We start from the raw sequence: 20,959 nt of genomic DNA, 5'->3' as shown, positions 1-20,959 counted from the left end.
AGACATTACAGCGCTTCAAACACATAATGTCTTAGCGTCACTAAGTAAATGTTTTTCGCCGTGGGCTGAGCTACTTTGTCCAAATTTACGCAAATAACGTGGCAACATCGTCTCGTTTCCGAGCAAACCACCTTGGTGGATATACATCACCGGGCTTGCGTCCCACTGCGGTAAATATTTTTCTAACACAATAAAACCTAAGGGATCGTAGAGTAATTCAAACTGCACGCCAGAGGCGCAAATCCGCAGCCACATGGCATAAAACTCCGGATAAAGTTTACCAAAATGGTATTTTTTATCCGCATTCAGGATCTGTGGATGCTCAGCAGAATTTGGATTTAACATGCTAAACTGCTGGCGTAAATACGCATCCCCACCAACCACGGCGCAGGTAAGCACTCGAATGTCACTTTGCTGACGCACAAAATACTGATTTAAAAATAATGCCGTGGTACCAGTACCTGCGGGTAAAAACACCTTTAGATCTGTCATCCCCTGTTGCATTGCCCAAGTCTCAATCTCTGCCGCTAACTGGTTCACACCATATTCAGCATACTGGCAGCGGCCACCTTCGGGGATAAATAAAGCGTTAGGCTCAGCAGGCAAGACTTGTTGCACAATATACTCATGACAAGTCCACTTAAGCTCACGCTGAACAAAAGGATTGGCTGCTATCAGGCTTGATAAATCAATGACGCGTGTACCATTGGCGATAGCTGCGGCATAGTTGCCCGTCGGCAGTGTGAGTACATGGCTGGCAATATGATCCACATAAAAATCACACTGCCATCCTTTGAGTTTGGCTAGCGCCGACAGTGAATACAGTGAATTAGCCTGCGCGGAGCCGTGGCCAATCAACTTAGTAACTCCCGCAAATTCCTGATCTAAAAAGTAGGCAAACTTACGCGCCTTATTACCGCTAAAACCAGGATGTAATAAATCATCTCTTTTGAGAAAAATCTCACGGCCTGCAAAGGAAAATGATTCGACGGGGCTATTGGCTAGCATTTATTCACTCTGGTGGGGATAAGGTGTTTAGTGTAACGCGAGCTTGGCTAAATCCTTCCTAAGAATTAAGGAAATTCACGAAATTTTAGTCTAACTCACAATCCGCACAAATAAGTATACAAGTATCATACTGATAATTAATGATAAATTTTTTGGCACAATTCTCGCTTATTCGATTTAAGCATCAATTAATGATCTTGTGTGCGAGTCGTTGTTTATTGCGCACTGATTTTGGATTAGATAAGGAGTTTTCAATGTCATTACTACGGTTAATCTTCAATATTGCTTGGTTTGTACTTGGCGGATTCGTGATGGGCCTTGCTTGGTGGCTCGCGGGAATTTTATGTTTTATCAGTATTATCGGTATTCCCTTCGGCCGAGCTTGCTTTGTGATTGGTGAATTGACCTTCTGGCCCTTTGGACAGGAGCAAATGAATCGCCGTCATTTAACTGGCCGTGAAGATTTAGGCACAGGTGCCTTTGGCATGGTCGGCAATATTATTTGGTTCTTGCTCTTTGGCATTTGGTTGGCTATTGGTCATTTAGCCCATGCCCTTGCCTGCTTTGTCACAATTATTGGTATCCCCTTCGGGATCCAACATCTTAAGCTAGCGCTGTTAAGTCTGACGCCAATTGGACAAACGATTGTCGCTAAAGCGTAAGTCAACTCACACAGCACTACTCAGACTCAGCGGGTAGTGCTGATGAATACCGAGGAATTGCTTGGATTAACTTAGCCTCATGATAGGCAATTTCCTCATCGAGTAAATCGAGTAAGTCAGCACAATCAACCAGTTGAAGCTCTTCTTTACCATGATTTGAGCTAAGAATATCAAAAAGATAGTGCACGAGTTTTGCGGGCGCATCTATGGTGATGTCGTGGCCACAATAGGCTAACACCATCAATTCCACCTTAAAGTGCTGTGCAAGCGCTTTACTCGATTGCATATTGACCAAGGCATCACGATCACCACATAAGATACTCACAGGTATAGCTAAAGATGTTGGACATTGATACCGAAACGCAGCGTATAACTGCCGGCATGCATTTGAAAACGCAGGAGAAGTCTCTTTGCGATATTCGCTCCAATGTTCAATCAATCTGGTATCTCGACGGTGACGATAACTGGTTAATCGCACAATAGTGGATTCGATAGGATGTAATTGAACTCCTCGGCACCGCTTAACAAACGCCAGCAAGACATTGAACAAATTGAATCTGTGATACCAAGGCGACAAATTGGCAGCACTGCTATTAAGCACAAATACATGCTTTACCTGCCAAGGACGTTGTTGCGCCATTTCCATCGCGAGCATGCCGCCCATCGATAATCCAAGCAGATAAAATGGTTGTCCCTGTAGGTTTTCATCCAGTTGTTGCCACACGGCTTGGGCATATTTTGCAATACTCAATGGACTTTTTTGGTGACTGAGTAGACCATTGCCGGGTAAATCCGGCGTGAATACTGTCCCCCCCCTTTGCCTAAGCCTTTGATCAAAGCCATTCCAATGACGTTTATCCCGCATTAAGCCCCGAAGTAAAACCCACGTCGTCATCCTAATGTCTCCCGATACCAATACTGCTGCGCACGTTGCGTAAGTTGAGTGAGATACTCAGGTGTTAATCCTTCAAGCACTCTCGCATAGGCTGTCTCCATCAAAAACTGCATTAATACTGTGTGCCGCCGTAAAATTCTATGGTGCCTGTGCGTTTTTTGCGGATTAAAAAAACCAGCAAAATTAAATATTTGTCTGGGATTCTTTTTTATCCATGCCCAGGAGCCCATCTCTAAGGTTAACGGTAAAAAGGGAACGCTCGCCTGAGGATCTTGTATATGGTGCTGGCCATAAAGGTAATCCCAAATATCACCATGGGTACGATAAAACTGGCTCTGCGGCGCAAGTCGGTAATGGCCATGATGGGGATAACTTGCATCAAATAGTTGTTTTAAATAAAAAATAAAATGAGCATTTTCAAACGGAGCCTTAGTATGGGCGTAGGGAAACCAGATATGATCCGTCAATCCAAACCCTGAATGGGCATCAAGGGAAATGAGACTGGTGCTTTGTCCAAGTAACTGTTGCACATAGGCCACCAACCCCGCCGTTTCAAGTTCCATCCCACCGAGCCCACGAAACCAAGGCAATTTAGGCGATAACCGCTGCCCGCCCACCAGAAATGACACTTTTTCACGGGATTCAATCGGCGCATTGCGCATCAAATCCACCTCGTTACCATTGCCACGCGTTCCCAAGAGCAGACCAACAGGATTCATAACGGGCACAAATGCCAGCCGCACTTCAGTCAACAGTTGCTGTAGATGCTTATCCCAAGTTAAACGTTGCAACAGACTGTTTAATAAGGCCAAGATCACTTGTGAGCCAATCCGTTCGACACCATGGACACCGCCTACAAACAAGACTGTAGGACAAAGATGCTCAGTTACCCCTAACTCAACGCTGTAGAGCGGAAAATGTTCATGCCGAAATGCGATATCAGCAAGAATCTGATATTTGAGTTTAAGATGATGAGTATCAATGAGTTGCGATAACGTATCTAACTCGAAAGGAATATTATTCATATCATCCTAGAAAATGAGATGAGTGCTAATTCATCACCTTAGGATTGATACTAATCGTGTTACAAGACAGATTTATGACAAAACATACCTGCCAACATTTTCGATTGGTGCTGTACTGGATTAGTGATTTAAGGCTTCTTCCTGAAATAACAAATCGCCCATAATGCTTTCAATATCAAGTTTAGCTAAACCTTGGTCGAACATATCCCGCCCTGTAGGATCCCCTCATAATTCATAGCCCCAACAACCATGAGTTAATGAGAGTTGGGCTAGTTTCTTCGCAGCACAAAGCAAATCATCTGCTGATATGGGGTAGTCATGCCGTCGCCGCAGCAGTTCTTTGCCCATCCTGATTGTTGATAGCACATTCCTTTTCTTTACCGTGTTGGCTTGGAAGTGCCGCTGTAATTGCTGTGTTTCTCCGTATAATCCTACCCACCAAAATGCCAGTTGTACCAATAATGCTATCAATAGCAGTATGTCCATCCTCGCCGCATAACGTGTTCTGCTATGACGTAAACCAAAGCCATAAGCGGGGCTTTTTAAATCTCTAAAGGTTTCTTCTATTTGCATCCGTTTTTGGTAAATATTAACCAGTTTTTGAGGCGACATGGCTTCTATGGTCAAGTTGGTCACCAGTGCCCAAGGCTCTTTGGCGGTCAGTTCATACGTCCATTGCGCCGTATGGTGACAGTCTGTTGTCGTACTTCGCTGACCTTTTCTGCCTTTACTTGGAGCCCTGAACAATACCATCTCGCATAACAAGGGTTTCTTTACCGATAACGCCACTCGCCCAACATGTTTTGCGCGACGACTGGCTTTGGGATAAAGCGCTTTTAGCGAAAATTGGCGACCGAAGGGGTGCAGCCGATAGACACTTAATCCTCTGACACGACCCAGCCAATACCAACCGAGCTGCTCGACTTTTCGAAACCATGGATTACGGAAGCCCGCGTCAGTGACTATCAGCGGGGTAATATTGTCAGGTAACACTTTATGGAGTTCATTCAGAAACTGATTATGGGCAGTTTGTGTGCCTTGTAGTACTAACGGAAATGTTCGCTCGTAGAGCGTGATAGAGCGGCCCTTAATCGCAATAGAGGCGCGTAGTGCAATCAGTTCACGACCTTCACGCATATCAGACCAATCCACCAGTATGGTCGGCATCGTATGTGCTGTTAGCAGCCACTTTGCATGCCACTGATAAACAGCCAGTCTTTCATGGTGAAGGTGCGGGTTGCCCAATAATCTATCCATGCGTTTTATTGAGTGTTTAGTATGAGTGCTGGTGCCATCAATGTGCCGCCCTAAATGCGTGAGGGTGAGACAATCCGCGTTGATGAGGGCTTTGCAGGCGACCATGAGTGTATTCAGTCGCTTTTGATGGATTTCTGGACAATGTTGATAGAGAGATTGATGTAAGATAGTTAACACTTGCACCTTGATGCCCTGTGATTGATGTTTGTTCGCACTTCCATCTGATCACACTTCAAGGTGCAAGTTCACTCTAATTTAATGATTTATCTGAAAATCATCAGGGGATTCTTCAGTATCCCGCCAACGTCGCCCCTCTTCTGTATTACGAAATGCAACATAAAGTTGCTTATTGGCAATAAGTTGTCGATTCACCTGCAACTTATCAGCAAGCGGCTGAAGATGGGGTTGTTTAAGTAGATAATGCAGCACATTAATATCAATCACAGCGCCATCAATACGACCGGCCGCCACCTTTCTGATATTTTGCTCATCGGATGTAGCCATTTCTACAGGCTGATTCCCTGAAACAATCATCAAATCCAACGAATCAGTATTCACATAATCCTTCACGACACCCAAGGTGTAACGGTTCAAATCGGTTAAATGAAGCCAACTGATGGGATGAGATTTTTGCTCGACAATACCTAATGGGCCAATACCAATTGGTTTAGAAAAAATAAACTTATCGGTTTCAAAATAGTATTCTGGAAAATAGCCTATGTAATCAGAACTCGACATGGAGGCTAATTTAATCGCACGACTCCAAGGATAAAAATCAACAATGAGTTGTTGATCCATTCGCGCAAACGCCGCACGGGCTACTGCAACACTTGCCCCTTCTTGTACAAGTTGATAGCCAGCATACGGCGGCCAAAGCAAAGATGTTAACTTTACGGTATCGGCCTGCGCACTCTGTAAGGTGCTAAATCCAACGTAAAACAGCAGAAAAAACCATCGAACCATAAAGCCTCCCGTATGAATATTAGATCAGCAATACTTCAGGCAACGTTTTAAGACTCCTTATCGACAATATCATCAATTATAATCCCACTTATTCCCAGCATAGTGATTTTTTGTTACATCTTTGCTCTTAAGGAAAACTCATTTCAGAGAGTAGACTGCGATGAGTGAGTGATATCCTTTATCAATAAGGATAATGGTCTTGGGTTATTGTTTAAGCCTAAGTGGGGAAAATAGATGCGAATCTTATTCAAAGACAATTGTTCCAGCACAAGCAAAATCAATATAGCTCAAATACTTATTACCTTGCTAGGTATCGTTCTAACCTTGTTAGGTGGGATCTTTCTACTCTTGCCAGGACCTGGATTGTTATTAATCCTGATTGGCTTAACCCTATTGAGCACTCAATATCGATGGGCTAAACGTTGGCTACGCTTAAGTCAGCGACAATTAAGTAAAAGTGCCGCTTGGCTCGATGACCAAATGCGAAATCGTTTCAGTTAAGGTTTACCCTACCCTGTAAAAAATAAACCCAAACTTTTTGGCTTGGGTTTATTTCGCTTTCATCGCCTATTAGGCATTAATATCTTCGTACAACTCTTGATACATCAACTCACGCATTTTGAATTTTTGGATTTTACCCGTAACAGTCATTGGGTATTGGTCCACAAATTTGATGTAACGTGGCACTTTAAAATAGGCGAACTTTTCAGTGAGGAAATGACGAATATCTTCCTCTTTGATCGTCGCCCCTGAGCGGACCTTGATCCAGGCACAGACTTCCTCACCATATTTATCACTGTGTACCCCAAACACCGCGGCATCCTGCACATCTTTATGGGTATAGAGTTTTTCTTCAATTTCACGGGGATAGATATTCTCACCACCGCGAATAATCATATCTTTAATACGGCCAACGATTTGCACATAACCCTGTTCATCCATTTGACCAATATCGCCAGAATGTAACCAACCTTCGCGGTCAATCGTAGCCGCGGTTTTTTCAGGATCATTCCAGTAGCACTGCATGATGCAATACCCTCGGCTACAAACTTCACCGGGCTGATTAATCGGCAGCACTTCGCCAAATTCATCGACAATTTTCACTTCGGTATGGGGCAACGCACGGCCGACGGTGAGAACACGCTTCTCCACTGGAGAATCGATTTCGGTAATGTGATTCAGCGGGCTGCACTCGGTTTGGCCATACCCAATTAACACTTCCTGCATATACATTAGCTGTTGTACACGGCGCATAACTTCTTCAGGGCAAGTCGCCCCCGCCATCACGCCCGTACGTAACGAACTGAGATCAAAACGTGTAAATTCAGGATGTTCTAATTCGGCAATAAACATGGTGGGAACACCGTGCAGTGCGGTGCAGCGCTCGCGCTCAACCACTTCTAAGGTGGTAAGCGGATCGAAAGAATCTCCCGGAAATACAGCCGCAGCGCCCTTAGCTAAGCAAACGAGGTTACCTAACACCATACCAAAACAATGGTATAAAGGCACAGGGATACAGAGCTTGTCGTCACAGGTAAACTTCATTGCCTCGGCCACTAAGTAACCGTTATTCAAGATGTTATGGTGTGATAAGGTCGCCCCTTTGGGACTACCTGTTGTGCCAGAGGTAAACTGAATATTGATAGCATCATAGGGGCTGAGTCCGTTGGCGATACGCTCAAGCATTGCCTTATCATCTGCGCTCACCTCGACTAATAAGTCATCGAAGTTCAACATGCCGGGAGACTTTTCAGCCCCCATGCGGATAACAAACTGCAACTCTGGTAATGCCTTAGCCTGCAATTGACCCGCGGCGCACTCCTTTAGCTCAGGCGCCAGCGTATAAAGCATCTGCAAATAGTTGCTGGATTTAAATTTGTCAGCGCAGATCACCGCTCGGCAACCCACATTAGTCAGAGCATATTGTAATTCTTCAGGGCGATAAGCGGGGTTAATACACACCATGATGGCGCCAATTTTGGCGGTGGCGAATTGGGTTAAACACCATTCAATATTATTAGGTGACCAAATACCGATCCGATCACCGGGACCTATACCCAATTTGAGCAAGCCCGCGGCAAGGGCATCGATTCGCGCAAGATATTGACGGTAATTCCAACGAATATCTTGATGGTTAACGACAACAGCTAACTGTTCTGGATAGGTGTTAGCGATATCGTCAAGGTATTGCCCTATGGTTTTTTCAACAAGTTCCGGGGCATTAGGCCCCCGGAACTCACTGTATTTAAGGGGACTAATGGTTTGATTAGTTGCTTGATTTGTTACTTGATTCGTTGAAACAGACATTTAGGCCTCCGTGCTTTTTATTATGGTTAGCGGGGTTAAAACTAACCAATCCACGGAATATGTCACAAGCAAAAAAGCACGGTATTAGACTAAAGAGTAAGGTCATTCCCTCCCCACAAAGCCCACATTAACGGCTAATATACGCAACCGACTTGTTAGATGCAGGCGACTCTAAACGCTGCAGGCGCTCCATAATGGCAAACAATACTCCTTGACGGCGCATATTTTCTAACACGCCAGGGCTGAAAACCTCTAAGCGTGTCATCGCAGTTAATAGCAGGCGACATTGGGTAACACTCGCCTCTTGGATATATGCTGGCTTATCAACTAAGTAACTGTTGTTATACCAATAATCCCAAGTGAAATTAGCCAGTAACCAGCCCTGCGTGGTTAAATCGCTAATAAATTCCAACATACGCTCACGATGTATACTCACATCACCCGCGGTGAAATCCTTAAGATATTTAGTGTATAAGCCGCAGTTTGTGGTCATTTCTGAAGTTTCCATAGCACACCTCACTGTCTCAATATCACTCATACGAAGTCGGGTTTTGATAAAAATTGGATTGGGACCAAAAGCTGCCAACTTTGCATCTATCTGCGGCACGATTGCACCGCCGCATCATGCATACCAGTCTCAATAGTGGCAACAGGGTAAGCGGTGTTAACTGAACACTGACTTAACGCTCCTGATAATGGCTCAGAGTACAGTTATCAGAATACGGTTAACTGTGAGGCACACAAAAAGTAAGATAAACTCAAGGAATTAACGCAATAAAATGGCTATTTCTATGAAGGATGAAAGATGAACTATTGGCTTATGAAATCAGAGCCCGACGAATTTAGCATCGAAGATCTTAAAGCAAGACCCAATCAAACCGAACCTTGGTTTGGGATACGTAACTACCAAGCGCGTAACTATATGCGCGATGCGATGCAAATTGGTGATAAGGTATTTTTTTACCATTCAAGCTGCAAAGTACCTGGTATTGTCGGCATTGCCGAAGTGGTAACAAATGCTTATCCTGACAGCACAGCCTTTGATCCCGAATCAACCTATTTCGATCCTAAGTCAGATCCTAGCAACCCAAGATGGCTAAGGGTCGATATTCGCTTTGTCGAACAATTTAAGGAAATCATTCCACTGAGTTTGATTAAAAGCTTGCCACAATTAGCTGATATGTACTTAGTATCCAAAGGTTCAAGGCTGAGTATTCAACCCGTTACCGCCGAGCAATGGCAAGCCGTACTGATGCTCAGCCGATAACACCTTATATTGAGCTAAAATTCACCCATACGAGGTTGAATTTAACAGGGAGCAAGTATGAATAAATTCACCACTTCACTGATTGGCGGAGTCGTTTTCAGCTTAATCGCCCCGATAGTCGCTTTGGCAAAACACGATAATGATAAAAAGGACAAAGACTTACCTCCTGGCTTACAAAAGAAAGTCGATAACGGCCAACCTCTCCCGCCAGGATGGCAGAGAAAACTGCGGCGAGGCGATATCTTAGATGACGATATTTATGACCGTGGGCGCGTGGTTGTCCCCTTAGACAGAGATGGCAGGATCAGCATCCAAGTTGAAGGCTCTATCATAAAGCTCGATGAAAAGAGTCGCAAAATCCTTGATATCGTCAATATCATTACTGATTAGGCGCGTCACTTATGGGTACGCTCTACTCTTTTTTGAGCGTGCCATCGTTTCATACAAAGCTTTTATCTCACCCCCTTGGCTTTCTTTCGATTGCCACAACAATATTGCCATATTCACAACGCATGTTACAACTAAGTAACATGCTGATATTTATCATATCTTTACGCTCTGCAGTTTGGTCGTGAATCGGTAGGATGTTAGACTCTACAAATATTAAGCTGCGCATAAATATAAAATGAAATGGCTACAGCGGTGCGCAATAACTGAAGCCATATCGACGCTAGGCATCTTAAAACCTTGGCGTACAACACAGCTTCAACTCAATAAAACAAGCATCAAAAAAGCCATTATGTCGCCAATCTAATGGGATGATGTGCTTGACGCACAAGCCGAATTGCATGCATGCCATCAAAATAATGATCGCAAACTAACGCTGGATTTTTGAATATGGAACAAACTTCACTTCAACGGGTTAAGCAAGCGATTGTTGCGGGATTCTGGGCATCTCTGGCCAGTATTGTCGTAGGTTTTCTATTTAAACTTTGGTTAGCACAATGGGTAGCCAAAGCCGATCTTGCACTCTATCACACTGTTATCGATATCATTTCGTTGTCGCTGATCCTAATGACAGGGTTTCGCTCTTCTATGGTGGTGACCTACTCTCAAACCAAGCAAGATGTGGATATCACTAATATATTCCGCTACAGCTTAATCGCAATGGTGCTGCTCGCGTGGGGCGTTGTGTTACCTTATATCAAACACAAACTCCAGCTTAATGTAGAATATTTTCAATTGGTTGGCATTATTTTGAGTATGGGGCTCAAGGTCTATTTTACCAATCAAATTGCCATGTACCGGCTATATGCCATCTCCAATCGAGTCACTTGGTTAGAGCCACTCGCGCAAGTGACTAGCTTTTTATTATGTTTCTATGGCTTAAAACAAACCGCCATTGCATCACTCTTTTACAGTATGACTCTGTCATCGCTTATCGTTGCTTTATATATGTACTTAACACGGCGTAAGGATATTGCCACTCCGCCCTTAACTGTTGTGCATTTTGATCCGGGGTTGCGCAGTTTTATGAAGAAAAGCCTAACCGCCTCGATGGAAGCAGGTGCCAGTATCTTGATGATTTATATTACAGTACTACTGACGATTGCCTATTTCAGCATAGATGAGCTAGGTGATTTCCAAGTGGTTGTGCGGCCGATGATCACATACCTCACACTGCTGTTTGTGTTTCCCATCTACCGTTTTGTGCTGCCCGAAATCGCAGTGTGTGTGCGAGAAAAACGCTTTGAGGAAGTTCAACAAATAAAATCATGGCTGACAAAGGTTTCGTTGTGGGTCAGCGGAATATTTTTCGTGATGATGTTATTCGCAAGCAAGCCATTGGTGGCTTGGTTATTCCCCGAGCAATACCTTAAAGCAGCACCTGTATTAATGCACTTTTCCATGTTCTTTATCTTTATGATGCTTAATGGCTATCAGTTAGCCAATCTTAAAGCCCATGGCTATTTTACCCAAAGCTTACTCATCCGCCTTAGCGGTATCGTCGTGCTAGTTGGCACTTTCTACGCTTATCGACAGTATACAGAAAATGTTGTGGCGGTGATTTTGGCCTTAGGCACGGGTTATTTAATGATGTATCTGATATCAAGACAGATTGAAAGGCGCATTCAGCAACGACTTAACGATAACTAAAGCCTGTTTAAGCAAACGAAAAATACAATGAAAAAGGCATCCCATAAGTTTGTCTGGGATGCCTAAGAATAGAAAGCGCGATGACTCGATTTTGCGGTTTATGCCGATTCGACTGATAACTTAACGACCATCAATCATACGACCAAGACCACCGAGGACTGAACCTTCGCCGCGATCACTGCCCCCCGCTGATGGCGCATGAGCAATAATGCGATCGGCCATCCGCGAGAACGGTAGACTCTGTAACCATACCGTGCCATGGCCTTTTAAGGTGGCTAAAAATAGCCCCTCACCACCAAAAAACATCGATTTTAAAGAACCTGCGCGCTCGATGTCGTAGTCAACTCCAGGGGTAAAACCGACGAGACAACCGGTATCGACCCTTAAGGTTTCACCTTTTAGTTCCTTTTTAATCAGCGTACCACCCGCATGGATAAACGCCATGCCATCGCCTTGTAAACTCTGCAGAATAAAACCTTCACCGCCAAAAAAACCAGTACCTAAACGGCGGTTAAACTTCATGCTAACGCGAGTTCCCAGAGCTGCGGCAAGAAAACTGTCTTTCTGGCAAATCAGCTCGCCACCATATTGGGCGAGATCGATAGCTAAAATCGTACCGGGATAAGGCGCGGCAAAGGCGACTTTGCATTTTTGATGCCCGAGGTTAGTAAAGTGCGTCATAAAGATGCTCTCCCCAGTCAACGCCCGCTTACCCGCTCCCATCAACTTGCCAAAAAAGCCTGAATCCGGCTCTGAGCCATCGCCCATTTTGGCCTCGAAGCTAATATCCTGCTCCAGATAATTCATTGCCCCCGCTTCGGCAATCACAGTTTCGTTGGGGTCAAGTTCGACCTCAACCAACTGCATACTGTGGCCGATAATTTCATAATCCACTTCATGGCAACGTCTAGACATACGATTCCCCTTTACTCTGTCAGTCCTTATTGACTGGGCGTGTCACATCCACATCGCCCCAATTCTGTGAGTCACTTTATGACATAAAATGTCAAAAGGCGATTATTTTTATCATTATCGTTGTTTCAAAAAATTTCGTGATATGAGGTTATCCTAATCCAACACCACTAAACTGCTCTGCTTTAGCAAATTCCTCTAGGATCAACTCAGTAAACAGCTTACCCGCACGGCCCAAAGGGCGCTCAAGGGTCGACACTAATTGGGGCGTAAAGGTATAGCGGCTGCCACCGACAAAGTCGATTTCAACCAACTCACCGCTCAGCAGTTCCTCCTGCACTAAAAAATCTGGCAGCCAGCCAAAGCCCAATCCTTTCAATAACGCATTCTTTTTCATAATAAAACCAGAAAGATAAAACACTTTATCGCCGCCAAATTGCAGCTCATCACGATAACTTTTATTGGGTGAAGAATCTTCGATGGTCAACTCAACATGCTGCTGTAACTCGGACAAACTAATCCTTTTTAAGGACGCCAACGGATGCAAAGCACTCGCCACCAGCACACTGGTTATAGCAGGGAGTGGCTGTGGATGATAATAGGGGCCGGTACGATAATCCTTAACTAACATCAGATCCGCATTATCACGCTCGAATCTATGCTGTACACCGCCCAAAAACTCCATATTGAGCTGAATTTTTGTCGGGATTTGATGCTCTGCCATTCGTTTAAGCGCCGTCATAATCGGCTCCATCGGCAAAGCCCCATCGATTACTAACTCCAGTTTAGGCTCCCAACCTTCGCTGAAACGACTGGCAAGATGTTCAATGTTTGCAAGGTGTTGCAACAGTCTTTGACCTTCAGCCAAGATCACCCGTCCCTCGCTTGTTAATTCGGCGCGGTATTGGTCACGGCTAAAAAGCTGCACACCTAAATGTTCCTCGAGCTTTTTAACCTGATAACTCACCGCCGATTGCGCCTTATGCAACCGCTCGGCAGCCTTAGCAAAACTGCCCTCTTCCACCAACACTTGCAGCACATTAAAAGCATCAATATCGATGCGCATGGGGACTCCTTGGCGCGAATAAATATGTCACGCAAACGCTACGAAGCGTAAAGCAGTTAATACCATCTATTTTTTAGATTGAGATGACAGATTTATTATTCTTTTTTTTGTTCATCTAAGCAACTAAATTGATAAGAAGATCACAGTAATGCAACTTGCAACATAACAATAAGCACTGTAGAGCACTGCTCGCAGCGCATAAAACTCAAGGATCCACCATGCCATTTTATGTGAAACAAGGCCAAGTACCCCATAAGCGCCATATCGCATTTGAGAAGGAAAACGGCGAGCTATACCGTGAAGAGCTGTTTTCAACCCATGGTTTTTCCAATATTTATTCCAATAAATATCACCACAATATGCCGACGAAGGCGTTAGAAGTCGCCCCTTACCGCCTCGGTCACGGTGCTCATTGGGAAGACTCATTAGTTCAAAACTATAAACTGGATTCCCGCTCAGCCGATCGTGAAGGCAACTTCTTCAGTGCCCGCAATAAAATCTTCTATAACAATGATGTGGCAATTTACACCGCAAAAGTCACCCAAGACACCGCTGAGTTTTACCGTAATGCCTACGCCGATGAAGTGGTATTTGTGCACGAAGGTGAAGGCACACTGTATAGCGAGTACGGAACCTTAGAGATTAAAAAATGGGATTATTTAGTGATCCCACGCGGCACCACACATCAACTTAAATTCAACAATTACAGTAATGTGCGTTTGTTTGTGATTGAAGCCTTTTCAATGGTGGAAGTGCCTAAGCATTGCCGTAATGAATACGGCCAGTTACTCGAATCCGCACCCTACTGTGAACGCGATCTGCGCACGCCCATTTTGCAAGCTGCTGTGGTTGAGCGTGGTGCCTTCCCGCTAGTATGTAAATTTGGCGATAAATACCAGCTGACAACGCTAGAGTGGCATCCATTTGATTTAGTGGGCTGGGATGGTTGTGTTTACCCTTGGGCATTTAACATCACCGAATACGCGCCCAAGGTTGGAAAAATCCATTTACCGCCTTCGGACCATCTCGTGTTTACCGCCCACAACTTTGTGGTGTGTAACTTTGTGCCGCGCCCCTATGATTTCCACGAGCGAGCCATTCCCGCGCCTTACTATCACAACAACATCGATAGTGACGAAGTGCTGTACTACGTTGATGGCGACTTTATGAGCCGCACCGGGATTGAAGCAGGCTACATCACCTTACACCAAAAAGGCGTAGCGCACGGCCCACAGCCCGGCCGCACCGAAGCCTCGATTGGCAAAAAAGAAACCTATGAATATGCAGTGATGGTGGACACCTTCGCCCCACTGAAATTAACCGAACATGTGCAGCATTGCATGAGTAAAGACTACAACCGCTCCTGGCTAGAAAACTAACACAGCGATTGGCAGCGTCAGCTAACAGCTTAATAAAATGAGCACTCTCGCCGTAAGTCACCATCGCGAACAAAGGCAATAAGAGTGACTACGAGTTGAATTAATCAAGAGGAACAGATCATGGCAAGCGAACTCAATCCACTGGGCTTATTAGGTATCGAATTCACCGAATTCGCCAGCTCTGATACTGATTTTATGCACAAGGTGTTTATCGATTTTGGTTTTTCGCTGCTGAAAAAAGCCAAAAATAAAGACATTTTGTACTACAAACAAAATGATATTAACTTTCTGCTCAACAAGCAGCGCGAAGGTTTCTCTGCTAAGTTTGCCAAATCCCACGGTCCTGCCATTTGCTCCATGGGCTGGCGTGTGGAAGACGCGAGCTTTGCTCACCGTGTGGCGGTGGAGCGTGGTGCCAAAGCGGCCGATGATTCGGCTAAAGATCTGCCCTATCCGGCGATTTATGGCATTGGCGACAGCTTAATTTATTTTATCGACACCTTTGGTGCCAACAATAATATCTATGCCACTGACTTTGAAGACTTAAGCGAGCCAGTGATCACCCAAGAGAAAGGCTTTATCGAAGTAGATCACTTAACCAATAACGTCTACAAAGGCACCATGGAGCATTGGGCAAACTTCTACAAAAACATCTTTGGTTTTACTGAAGTACGTTACTTTGACATCAGCGGCGTGCAAACTGCGCTGGTGTCTTATGCCCTGCGCTCACCCGATGGCAGCTTCTGCATTCCGATTAACGAAGGTAAAGGCAACGATAAGAACCAAATCGATGAATACCTGAAGGAATACAATGGTCCAGGTGTACAACATTTAGCCTTTAGAAGCCGTGATATCGTCAAATCCTTGGATGCGATGGAAGGCAGCTCTATTCAATGCTTGGATATTATTCCTGAATATTACGACACCATTTTCGATAAAGTCCCGCAAGTGACCGAAAACCGTGATCGCATCAAGCATCACCAAATTTTGGTAGATGGTGACGAATCAGGCTATTTATTACAAATCTTCACTAAGAACTTGTTTGGCCCGATCTTTATTGAAATCATTCAACGCAAGAACAACTTAGGCTTTGGTGAAGGTAACTTTACTGCCCTGTTCCAATCGATTGAACGGGATCAAATGCGCCGCGGCGTACTGTAAGTTTTCATCTGCTAATAAAAAACGGTACGCTCAGCGTACCGTTTTTCTTGCTACAAATATCGACTTGGCTGTCAACGTGCAAACCAATTACTCGGCATTAACGTTCCTGTGATAATCCACATCGATAGGTTTGATAACCTTACAAGGGTTACCCGCCGCCACGCAGTTCGAGGGAATGCTCTTATTCACAACACTACCAGCACCGATGACACAATTATCGCCAATGATCACACCGGGTAACACAGAGACGTTTCCACCCAACCAGACATTATTACCGATTTGAATTGGCGCGCCGTATTCAATTGTTTGCCGCGCAATAGGGTCGATAGGATGCGTCGCGGTTGAAATCATCACATGAGGACCAAACATCACGTTATCGCCAATCAAAACAGAGCAAACATCCAGTATGGTTAAGTTGTGATTAGCATAAAATTGCTTACCGATATGGATGTTATAGCCGTAATCGCAAAAGAAATTAGGCTCAATGTGAGCGCAGGCTGGAATATCGAGCAGGCCACGAAGATGCGCCATACGCGCATCAAGCAAAGTCGGATCGGCCTGATTAAACTGATGGCAAATAGATTTCGCCCGCATCCGCTCAGCCAATAACGCATCATCCCAAGCCTTATAAGGCTGGCCCGCCAACATTTTTTGTTTCTCAGTCATGGTATTGTCAACATTCGGTCAATAATGGCCTCACCCTAACAATCGATTGATGAAAGTTCAAGGACTGCCCTATAGGCGATTGAGTGCCCTCTAATGGCATACCATTTAGCTAACAGCCAATGTAAGTCACATTCAAGCATTCAATATCAATCGAGACCAAGGTCATTGTTGGTCATCACACTAGGGCGTGTTGACGTTTCAGGGTTGTTTTTGCAGCAATTTGGCTGGCGTTTATGCAAGGCAAAGTCCGTGCTGTGTAGTTATTCTACATAAACGGACGATAACGCGGCAGAAAGCCAGCCAAATGCTGCCCGAGGGGTTCGTCTGGCAAGCCCTTGCTCTTACTTTCGGTCATAAGAGCCGCCCGTCATTTGAGTAGAATAACGACACATCATTCCTCGTTTCGCGAGCACGAACTTGCCAGAACGAACAAAATTTAATCTCGAAACGTCAACACGCCCTAGAGTTCGGCAAATAAATACACTAAACATAAGCTGTTAAGTGGCATGACCGGATTTGTCCAAATCATTCGGCTATGACGCCCTGCTTCACCGAAAATTTCAAGCAATAAATCCGAAGCTCCATCAAGTGCTTTGGGATGTTCAATGCAAGATTGATGAACATTTAGCACCCCTTCTAAGCGATAAATTTGTTTTATTCGCGAAAGCTCACCACAAGCCTGCTTCAATTGCGCAATGGCATTTAGGGTAGCAAGACGACAGGCTGCGTAACCTTCACTCACAGTATAATCTGCGCCCAATTGTCCTTGATACAGAAGCTTACCCTGTAAATAGGGAAACTGACCCGAAGTCATTAATTGGCTACCAACAATTGAATAGGGTTCGTAATTTCCAAGAGCCGCTGCAACCTCAGGTAATTCAAGCCCAGCAGCCACTAACCGCGATTCCGGAGTGTTCATCATAATGTCACCTCCTGAGATGTGACATTCGTAGGATTAAGCAGCGGGGCTAACCACGTCGTCAAATGCGAAGGATTGACTGCCAACCAGTTCGCAGCGGCCTCATCTTCCGTCATTCCTTGTCGATTAACCGCATAATCGAGTTCTGCAACAATTTGATTCGATAACACTATGTTATCAAGTACTTGAATTTGTTCCGGCGAGAAATTAATTGCTAACTCGCGTTCACGGGCGAGCAAAACCGCTTTATCTTTTCCCCCAAGTAAACCTTTGGGGTCTTGAAGATCACGAATACCGTATTGATGGTGTAAAAATTGCGGATGCCACAATGGCACAATTACCCAGTCCCGTACTGACACCGCCGATTCAAATGCCGCCACACAATCGGCCTGAGTGCCCGTTCTAAATTGATAACCTGCCGCAGTTAATCCATATTGCTCCATGATATTTTTAGAAAAACGGGTGATACCCGCCCCTTCACCAATACCTTGAATAATCGGCCGCATCCGTTGTTTCACCTCAGGTTTAAGCAAGTCTTCAATGCGTGAAACCGCATCTTCAGGCACATAATCTGGTACACCCCAAAGTGCATAAGGCTCATAATGTAGCCCTAGCTCACGCGTTGTGACTTGGGTCTCAACCTCCTGCCGATACACGCCATGACTGTGAGGCAGCCAAGCCGAGCAAAGCAAATCTATCTGCCCAAGCTTGAGCCGATTAAAATTTGCCTCATGCAGGGCATAACTTAGCTCGACCCTTTTGCCCATCAAGTGCATTACCTGGGCAACCACAGCCGCAGTCACGCGATGAAAGCTTAAGTCCGTTACACCTAAACGAATTAGCGGTGCGTGATGATGGGCATGTTGTCCATTACATAATTGTTTTTGTTGAAGATCATCGATTAAGTTCATGGCTATCGCTCCAAGGGAAAACAAACTAGATACGGCAACACCGCCCACGGTCATCAATTGTGCTATCGTGCGAGATCGATTTGCGACATTTAGGCCGATTCCTCAAGCAAAATTGTCAGTCTTTCCATCGCAATGCCCACGACTGCGTTGTCTATTGCATAGGGAAAAATCATTTCCACTGTAATGCCGTTGGGATCCTCAATAAATAATTGATGCTCACCAATCTCTGGGACAATTCGCTCCCGAAATTGGCATTGTTGTCGGCATAAGTGCTGCTGCATTTGGGCCAAATTCGTCCCCCGAAAAGAGAGGTGATCAACCCGACCTGAACCAAACAGAGCATTGCTTTCACCCAAATAGGCATCTAAAGCCCGGCTGCCAACTTCGACTAAATGCAAAATGGGTTTCTCTTCGGCGTAGAGCCAATGTCCAGGAAAACCAAACCGTGGCCGCCAGCCTTGCGTTAACCCGAGGATGACCTGATAAAACTGGACCGTTTCAGCCAATATCGGGGTACGGATCGTAAAGTGGTCTAATCCAACAATATTCATATGATTTACTCGGTGGTTAAAGGGTTAGTTACCTGGGACGCCGGCTGCTAAGGGTTTAAAGCGGAAGATGTAATACGGTGCACGGTTTTCTGCTTTGCCATTGTTTAATGCGCCGGATAGCGGCAGTTGGGCGGCGCCAGAATACAGGTAGCCATCCTTGCCAAAACTTACACCATCGGGCCATACCATGCGCTCGTCATACACATAGGTTTGATATTGACGCCCCGTGGCAGGGATAATACCTATGGCGCGTTCACCAACTTCGGTGAGATAAAGATTATCAGCCGAATCAATGCTTAAGCCGCCGTTATTTGGCTTATCGGCGTATTCTTCAACCTTGGCGGATAGCGCTTGTGGGCTTAGATCAGGATTAAGTAGATCTGCCATCGCGACACGATAGACTTTGTCCTTATTCATCGGCGCAAAATAAAGCCAATGTTGGGCACTGTCTAAGGCAATACCATCGGCGCCAACAAACACCTCAATACGCTTTGGATTGGCACTGGTACTATCAATAATCAGCGGTCGCTGCAGATCTGGCATCACACTAGAGTCACCCTGTAATACACGCCGACTCTCACCCGTAGTTAAGTCCACGACAACTAAGGCAGCCTTATCACCAACAGGGCCTGTTGCAATTGCTTCATCAGCTATCACAATCGCTTGATGACGGTTGGAAATGACAAAATCATTATGCTGCGACTCCGGAATGGACACAGGGAAAGGCAACGGGATAATCCGATCTAACTGATTTTTACGGGTATCCCATGCCACCAACTTAGGTTCAATCCGGGGTTCAGCTTGGCCAGAATCGAGCAACCATACTCTGTCCCTATCGTCGGTTCGCAAACCTAATACCCAATTTAAACAGGTATTAGGATCTTTCGGTTTTCCTTGGGGATCATGACATTGTTGCCAATTTGAATTGGGAAAAGGTTTGACTTTACCATCAGCCAGTAACTCACCCACCTTGACTTTGGGTTGATAAAAAGGGTGATAACTAAAGATAAGCCTATCGCTTGAGGTAAAACTAATGCCGCCCACAGCACCATCAAGCGTGGCATAAACCTCAGGTAGAGCCTGAGGTATTACCGCTTGCTGAGCCATAAGGTTAGGCGCAATAAATGCTTGGCTTGTCAACATCACTAACGAAGCAATAAAGGTTTGATAAGAATTAAATTTCATACACTTGCTCCTATTTTGAACCCGCTAAAACTGTCAAGTTCGCTTCAGCTAGGCGATGTTGCCATAGATAAAACCCCACTAAAGCAGGGCTTGCATTAGCGTCAACCGGCAACTTCGCAACATCCAAGGCATGCACTGTCCATACATATCGGTGTTCACGTCCCTTAGGTGGGCAAGGGCCAAAAAATCCTGGCTTACCTAAATCTGTATTAGCCTCAATTGCCTCTACGGGTAACTTTCCCCCATTTATGCCTCCTTCCAATTGATTGACTTGTGATGGAATGTTGTAAACCACTCTATGCCAGAAGCCGCTACCAGTGGGTGCATCTTTATCATAAAAAGTGACCGCAAAACTTTTAGTGCCTTTGGGGGCATGTTCCCAGGTTAATCTTGGTGCAAGATTGTCTCCCGAGCAGCCAAATTGATCCCAATAATAATCGGCCGGAATAGACACATCAGGTGCTAAATTACTCTGCACACTAAACGTTGTTTTAGAACTATTTGCGGGGGTTGTCTTTACGGGTTTCCCCTCTACACTCGCACTTGCTGTATTAAATAGTATGACGCTAGCGACCAAAGAGAATTTAAACAAATAATCTGTATAAAATCGCTGTTTCATGGGATTAACTCACTATAAAAATAGAATTGTGAGTAAGCATAACCTGAGTTCGCACTTTGATAAGTCACGCGTTATTGATAGGAGTTTCAAAAATTATTAGATAATCTTT

22 protein-coding genes are annotated in these 20,959 nt (G+C 44.9%); 7 read left to right on the top strand and 15 right to left on the bottom strand.

The window, feature by feature from the left end; genetic code table 11:
* Positions 1-15: 15 nt before the first annotated feature.
* The gene (locus SO_RS09145; protein WP_011072070.1) at positions 16-1,008 is read right to left on the bottom strand and encodes a pyridoxal-phosphate dependent enzyme; all 993 of its coding nucleotides are present in this window, start codon (positions 1,006-1,008) and stop codon (positions 16-18) included.
* A gap of 254 nt (positions 1,009-1,262) precedes the next feature.
* On the opposite strand from SO_RS09145, the gene SO_RS09140 reads away from it, so the two are divergent.
* Positions 1,263-1,670: a YccF domain-containing protein gene (locus SO_RS09140; RefSeq protein ID WP_011072069.1), complete on the top strand. Its 408-nt coding sequence runs from the start codon at positions 1,263-1,265 to the stop codon at positions 1,668-1,670.
* Between the two features lie 16 nt (positions 1,671-1,686).
* On the opposite strand, the gene SO_RS09135 is transcribed toward SO_RS09140, so the two are convergent.
* The 4 genes from SO_RS09135 to SO_RS09120 form a co-directional block, all read right to left on the bottom strand.
* Entirely contained in the window at positions 1,687-2,565 is an 879-nt protein-coding gene (locus tag SO_RS09135; protein WP_011072068.1) for an alpha/beta fold hydrolase, read from the bottom strand.
* On the bottom strand, positions 2,562-3,590 hold the full coding sequence (locus SO_RS09130) for a M14 family metallopeptidase (RefSeq protein WP_011072067.1): 1,029 nt from the start codon (positions 3,588-3,590) through the stop codon (positions 2,562-2,564). Before SO_RS09130 ends, SO_RS09135 begins: the two co-directional genes overlap by 4 nt.
* A 225-nt stretch (positions 3,591-3,815) precedes the next feature.
* A complete protein-coding gene (locus SO_RS09125) occupies positions 3,816-5,030 on the bottom strand; it encodes an IS4-like element ISSod3 family transposase (protein WP_011070548.1) in 1,215 nt (404 codons plus the stop codon).
* Positions 5,031-5,102: 72 nt separating this feature from the next.
* A complete protein-coding gene (locus tag SO_RS09120) occupies positions 5,103-5,810 on the bottom strand; it encodes a substrate-binding periplasmic protein (RefSeq protein ID WP_164925678.1) in 708 nt (235 codons plus the stop codon).
* 234 nt (positions 5,811-6,044) lie between these two features.
* On the opposite strand from SO_RS09120, the gene SO_RS09115 reads away from it, so the two are divergent.
* Complete coding sequence (locus tag SO_RS09115; protein WP_011072066.1) at positions 6,045-6,311, top strand: PGPGW domain-containing protein; 267 nt, start codon at positions 6,045-6,047, stop codon at positions 6,309-6,311.
* A gap of 69 nt (positions 6,312-6,380) precedes the next feature.
* Here SO_RS09115 and SO_RS09110 read toward each other — a convergent pair whose 3' ends face one another.
* Both SO_RS09110 and SO_RS09105 read right to left on the bottom strand, forming a co-directional pair.
* Positions 6,381-8,117 (bottom strand): AMP-binding protein, encoded by a 1,737-nt coding sequence (locus SO_RS09110; protein ID WP_011072065.1) that lies wholly within the window; start codon positions 8,115-8,117, stop codon positions 6,381-6,383.
* Positions 8,118-8,244: 127 nt separating this feature from the next.
* Positions 8,245-8,625 carry a DUF6508 domain-containing protein gene (locus SO_RS09105; RefSeq protein WP_011072064.1) on the bottom strand — a complete coding sequence of 127 codons (381 nt, stop codon included), beginning with the start codon at positions 8,623-8,625 and terminating at the stop codon, positions 8,245-8,247.
* A gap of 297 nt (positions 8,626-8,922) precedes the next feature.
* Here SO_RS09105 and SO_RS09100 point away from each other — a divergent pair, with 297 nt between their 5' ends.
* The 3 genes from SO_RS09100 (at position 8,923) to SO_RS09090 (ending at position 11,481) form a co-directional block, all read left to right on the top strand.
* The gene (locus SO_RS09100; RefSeq protein WP_011072063.1) at positions 8,923-9,384 is read left to right on the top strand and encodes an EVE domain-containing protein; all 462 of its coding nucleotides are present in this window, start codon (positions 8,923-8,925) and stop codon (positions 9,382-9,384) included.
* 57 nt (positions 9,385-9,441) lie between these two features.
* A complete protein-coding gene (locus SO_RS09095; RefSeq protein ID WP_011072062.1) occupies positions 9,442-9,774 on the top strand; it encodes a hypothetical protein in 333 nt (110 codons plus the stop codon).
* Between the two features lie 447 nt (positions 9,775-10,221).
* A complete protein-coding gene (locus SO_RS09090) occupies positions 10,222-11,481 on the top strand; it encodes a lipopolysaccharide biosynthesis protein (RefSeq protein WP_011072061.1) in 1,260 nt (419 codons plus the stop codon).
* Between the two features lie 120 nt (positions 11,482-11,601).
* Here the strand turns inward: SO_RS09090 and SO_RS09085 are convergent, their stop codons facing one another.
* A complete protein-coding gene (locus SO_RS09085; protein ID WP_011072060.1) occupies positions 11,602-12,396 on the bottom strand; it encodes a TIGR00266 family protein in 795 nt (264 codons plus the stop codon).
* Positions 12,397-12,544: 148 nt separating this feature from the next.
* Positions 12,545-13,459, bottom strand: coding sequence for a LysR family transcriptional regulator (locus tag SO_RS09080; protein WP_011072059.1), 915 nt, complete (start codon positions 13,457-13,459; stop codon positions 12,545-12,547).
* A gap of 218 nt (positions 13,460-13,677) precedes the next feature.
* On the opposite strand from SO_RS09080, the gene SO_RS09075 reads away from it, so the two are divergent.
* Both SO_RS09075 and hppD read left to right on the top strand, forming a co-directional pair.
* Positions 13,678-14,838, top strand: coding sequence for a homogentisate 1,2-dioxygenase (locus SO_RS09075; RefSeq protein WP_011072058.1), 1,161 nt, complete (start codon positions 13,678-13,680; stop codon positions 14,836-14,838).
* A gap of 120 nt (positions 14,839-14,958) precedes the next feature.
* Positions 14,959-15,999 (top strand): 4-hydroxyphenylpyruvate dioxygenase, encoded by a 1,041-nt coding sequence (hppD, locus tag SO_RS09070; protein ID WP_011072057.1) that lies wholly within the window; start codon positions 14,959-14,961, stop codon positions 15,997-15,999.
* A gap of 87 nt (positions 16,000-16,086) precedes the next feature.
* Here hppD and SO_RS09065 read toward each other — a convergent pair whose 3' ends face one another.
* From SO_RS09065 to SO_RS09040, 6 genes are all read right to left on the bottom strand, one after another.
* Positions 16,087-16,665 (bottom strand): sugar O-acetyltransferase, encoded by a 579-nt coding sequence (locus SO_RS09065; RefSeq protein WP_011072056.1) that lies wholly within the window; start codon positions 16,663-16,665, stop codon positions 16,087-16,089.
* A 460-nt stretch (positions 16,666-17,125) separates the two neighbouring features.
* Positions 17,126-17,587, bottom strand: coding sequence for an Atu1372/SO_1960 family protein (locus tag SO_RS09060; RefSeq protein ID WP_011072055.1), 462 nt, complete (start codon positions 17,585-17,587; stop codon positions 17,126-17,128).
* Positions 17,584-18,495 carry a glycine betaine ABC transporter substrate-binding protein gene (locus SO_RS09055; protein WP_011072054.1) on the bottom strand — a complete coding sequence of 304 codons (912 nt, stop codon included), beginning with the start codon at positions 18,493-18,495 and terminating at the stop codon, positions 17,584-17,586. The genes SO_RS09060 and SO_RS09055 overlap by 4 nt, the downstream gene beginning before the upstream one ends.
* 89 nt (positions 18,496-18,584) lie before the next feature.
* A complete protein-coding gene (locus SO_RS09050) occupies positions 18,585-19,046 on the bottom strand; it encodes a VOC family protein (RefSeq protein ID WP_011072053.1) in 462 nt (153 codons plus the stop codon).
* Positions 19,047-19,070: 24 nt separating this feature from the next.
* A complete protein-coding gene (locus SO_RS09045) occupies positions 19,071-20,231 on the bottom strand; it encodes an L-dopachrome tautomerase-related protein (protein WP_011072052.1) in 1,161 nt (386 codons plus the stop codon).
* A gap of 10 nt (positions 20,232-20,241) precedes the next feature.
* On the bottom strand, positions 20,242-20,850 hold the full coding sequence (locus SO_RS09040) for a YbhB/YbcL family Raf kinase inhibitor-like protein (RefSeq protein ID WP_011072051.1): 609 nt from the start codon (positions 20,848-20,850) through the stop codon (positions 20,242-20,244).
* Between the last annotated feature and the right edge of the window lie 109 nt (positions 20,851-20,959).

It is taken from the genome of Shewanella oneidensis MR-1 (genome assembly GCF_000146165.2).
Classification (GTDB): Bacteria; Pseudomonadota; Gammaproteobacteria; order Enterobacterales; family Shewanellaceae; genus Shewanella; species Shewanella oneidensis.
The sequence above is the reverse complement of the archived record's forward strand: the minus strand, read 5'-3'. Positions and strand labels throughout refer to the sequence as shown.

Bases quoted from the DNA above. Each gene is read 5' to 3' on its own strand.
- SO_RS09145 (WP_011072070.1), bottom strand. From the start codon at position 1,008: ATGCTAGCCAATAGCCCCGTCGAATCATTTTCCTTTGCAGGCCGTGAG.
- SO_RS09140 (WP_011072069.1), top strand. From the start codon at position 1,263: ATGTCATTACTACGGTTAATCTTCAATATTGCTTGGTTTGTACTTGGC.
- SO_RS09135 (WP_011072068.1), bottom strand. From the start codon at position 2,565: ATGACGACGTGGGTTTTACTTCGGGGCTTAATGCGGGATAAACGTCAT.
- SO_RS09130 (WP_011072067.1), bottom strand. From the start codon at position 3,590: ATGAATAATATTCCTTTCGAGTTAGATACGTTATCGCAACTCATTGAT.
- SO_RS09120 (WP_164925678.1), bottom strand. From the start codon at position 5,810: ATGGTTCGATGGTTTTTTCTGCTGTTTTACGTTGGATTTAGCACCTTA.
- SO_RS09115 (WP_011072066.1), top strand. From the start codon at position 6,045: ATGCGAATCTTATTCAAAGACAATTGTTCCAGCACAAGCAAAATCAAT.
- SO_RS09110 (WP_011072065.1), bottom strand. From the start codon at position 8,117: ATGTCTGTTTCAACGAATCAAGTAACAAATCAAGCAACTAATCAAACC.
- SO_RS09105 (WP_011072064.1), bottom strand. From the start codon at position 8,625: ATGGAAACTTCAGAAATGACCACAAACTGCGGCTTATACACTAAATAT.
- SO_RS09100 (WP_011072063.1), top strand. From the start codon at position 8,923: ATGAACTATTGGCTTATGAAATCAGAGCCCGACGAATTTAGCATCGAA.
- SO_RS09095 (WP_011072062.1), top strand. From the start codon at position 9,442: ATGAATAAATTCACCACTTCACTGATTGGCGGAGTCGTTTTCAGCTTA.
- SO_RS09090 (WP_011072061.1), top strand. From the start codon at position 10,222: ATGGAACAAACTTCACTTCAACGGGTTAAGCAAGCGATTGTTGCGGGA.
- SO_RS09085 (WP_011072060.1), bottom strand. From the start codon at position 12,396: ATGTCTAGACGTTGCCATGAAGTGGATTATGAAATTATCGGCCACAGT.
- SO_RS09080 (WP_011072059.1), bottom strand. From the start codon at position 13,459: ATGCGCATCGATATTGATGCTTTTAATGTGCTGCAAGTGTTGGTGGAA.
- SO_RS09075 (WP_011072058.1), top strand. From the start codon at position 13,678: ATGCCATTTTATGTGAAACAAGGCCAAGTACCCCATAAGCGCCATATC.
- hppD (WP_011072057.1), top strand. From the start codon at position 14,959: ATGGCAAGCGAACTCAATCCACTGGGCTTATTAGGTATCGAATTCACC.
- SO_RS09065 (WP_011072056.1), bottom strand. From the start codon at position 16,665: ATGACTGAGAAACAAAAAATGTTGGCGGGCCAGCCTTATAAGGCTTGG.
- SO_RS09060 (WP_011072055.1), bottom strand. From the start codon at position 17,587: ATGATGAACACTCCGGAATCGCGGTTAGTGGCTGCTGGGCTTGAATTA.
- SO_RS09055 (WP_011072054.1), bottom strand. From the start codon at position 18,495: ATGAACTTAATCGATGATCTTCAACAAAAACAATTATGTAATGGACAA.
- SO_RS09050 (WP_011072053.1), bottom strand. From the start codon at position 19,046: ATGAATATTGTTGGATTAGACCACTTTACGATCCGTACCCCGATATTG.
- SO_RS09045 (WP_011072052.1), bottom strand. From the start codon at position 20,231: ATGAAATTTAATTCTTATCAAACCTTTATTGCTTCGTTAGTGATGTTG.
- SO_RS09040 (WP_011072051.1), bottom strand. From the start codon at position 20,850: ATGAAACAGCGATTTTATACAGATTATTTGTTTAAATTCTCTTTGGTC.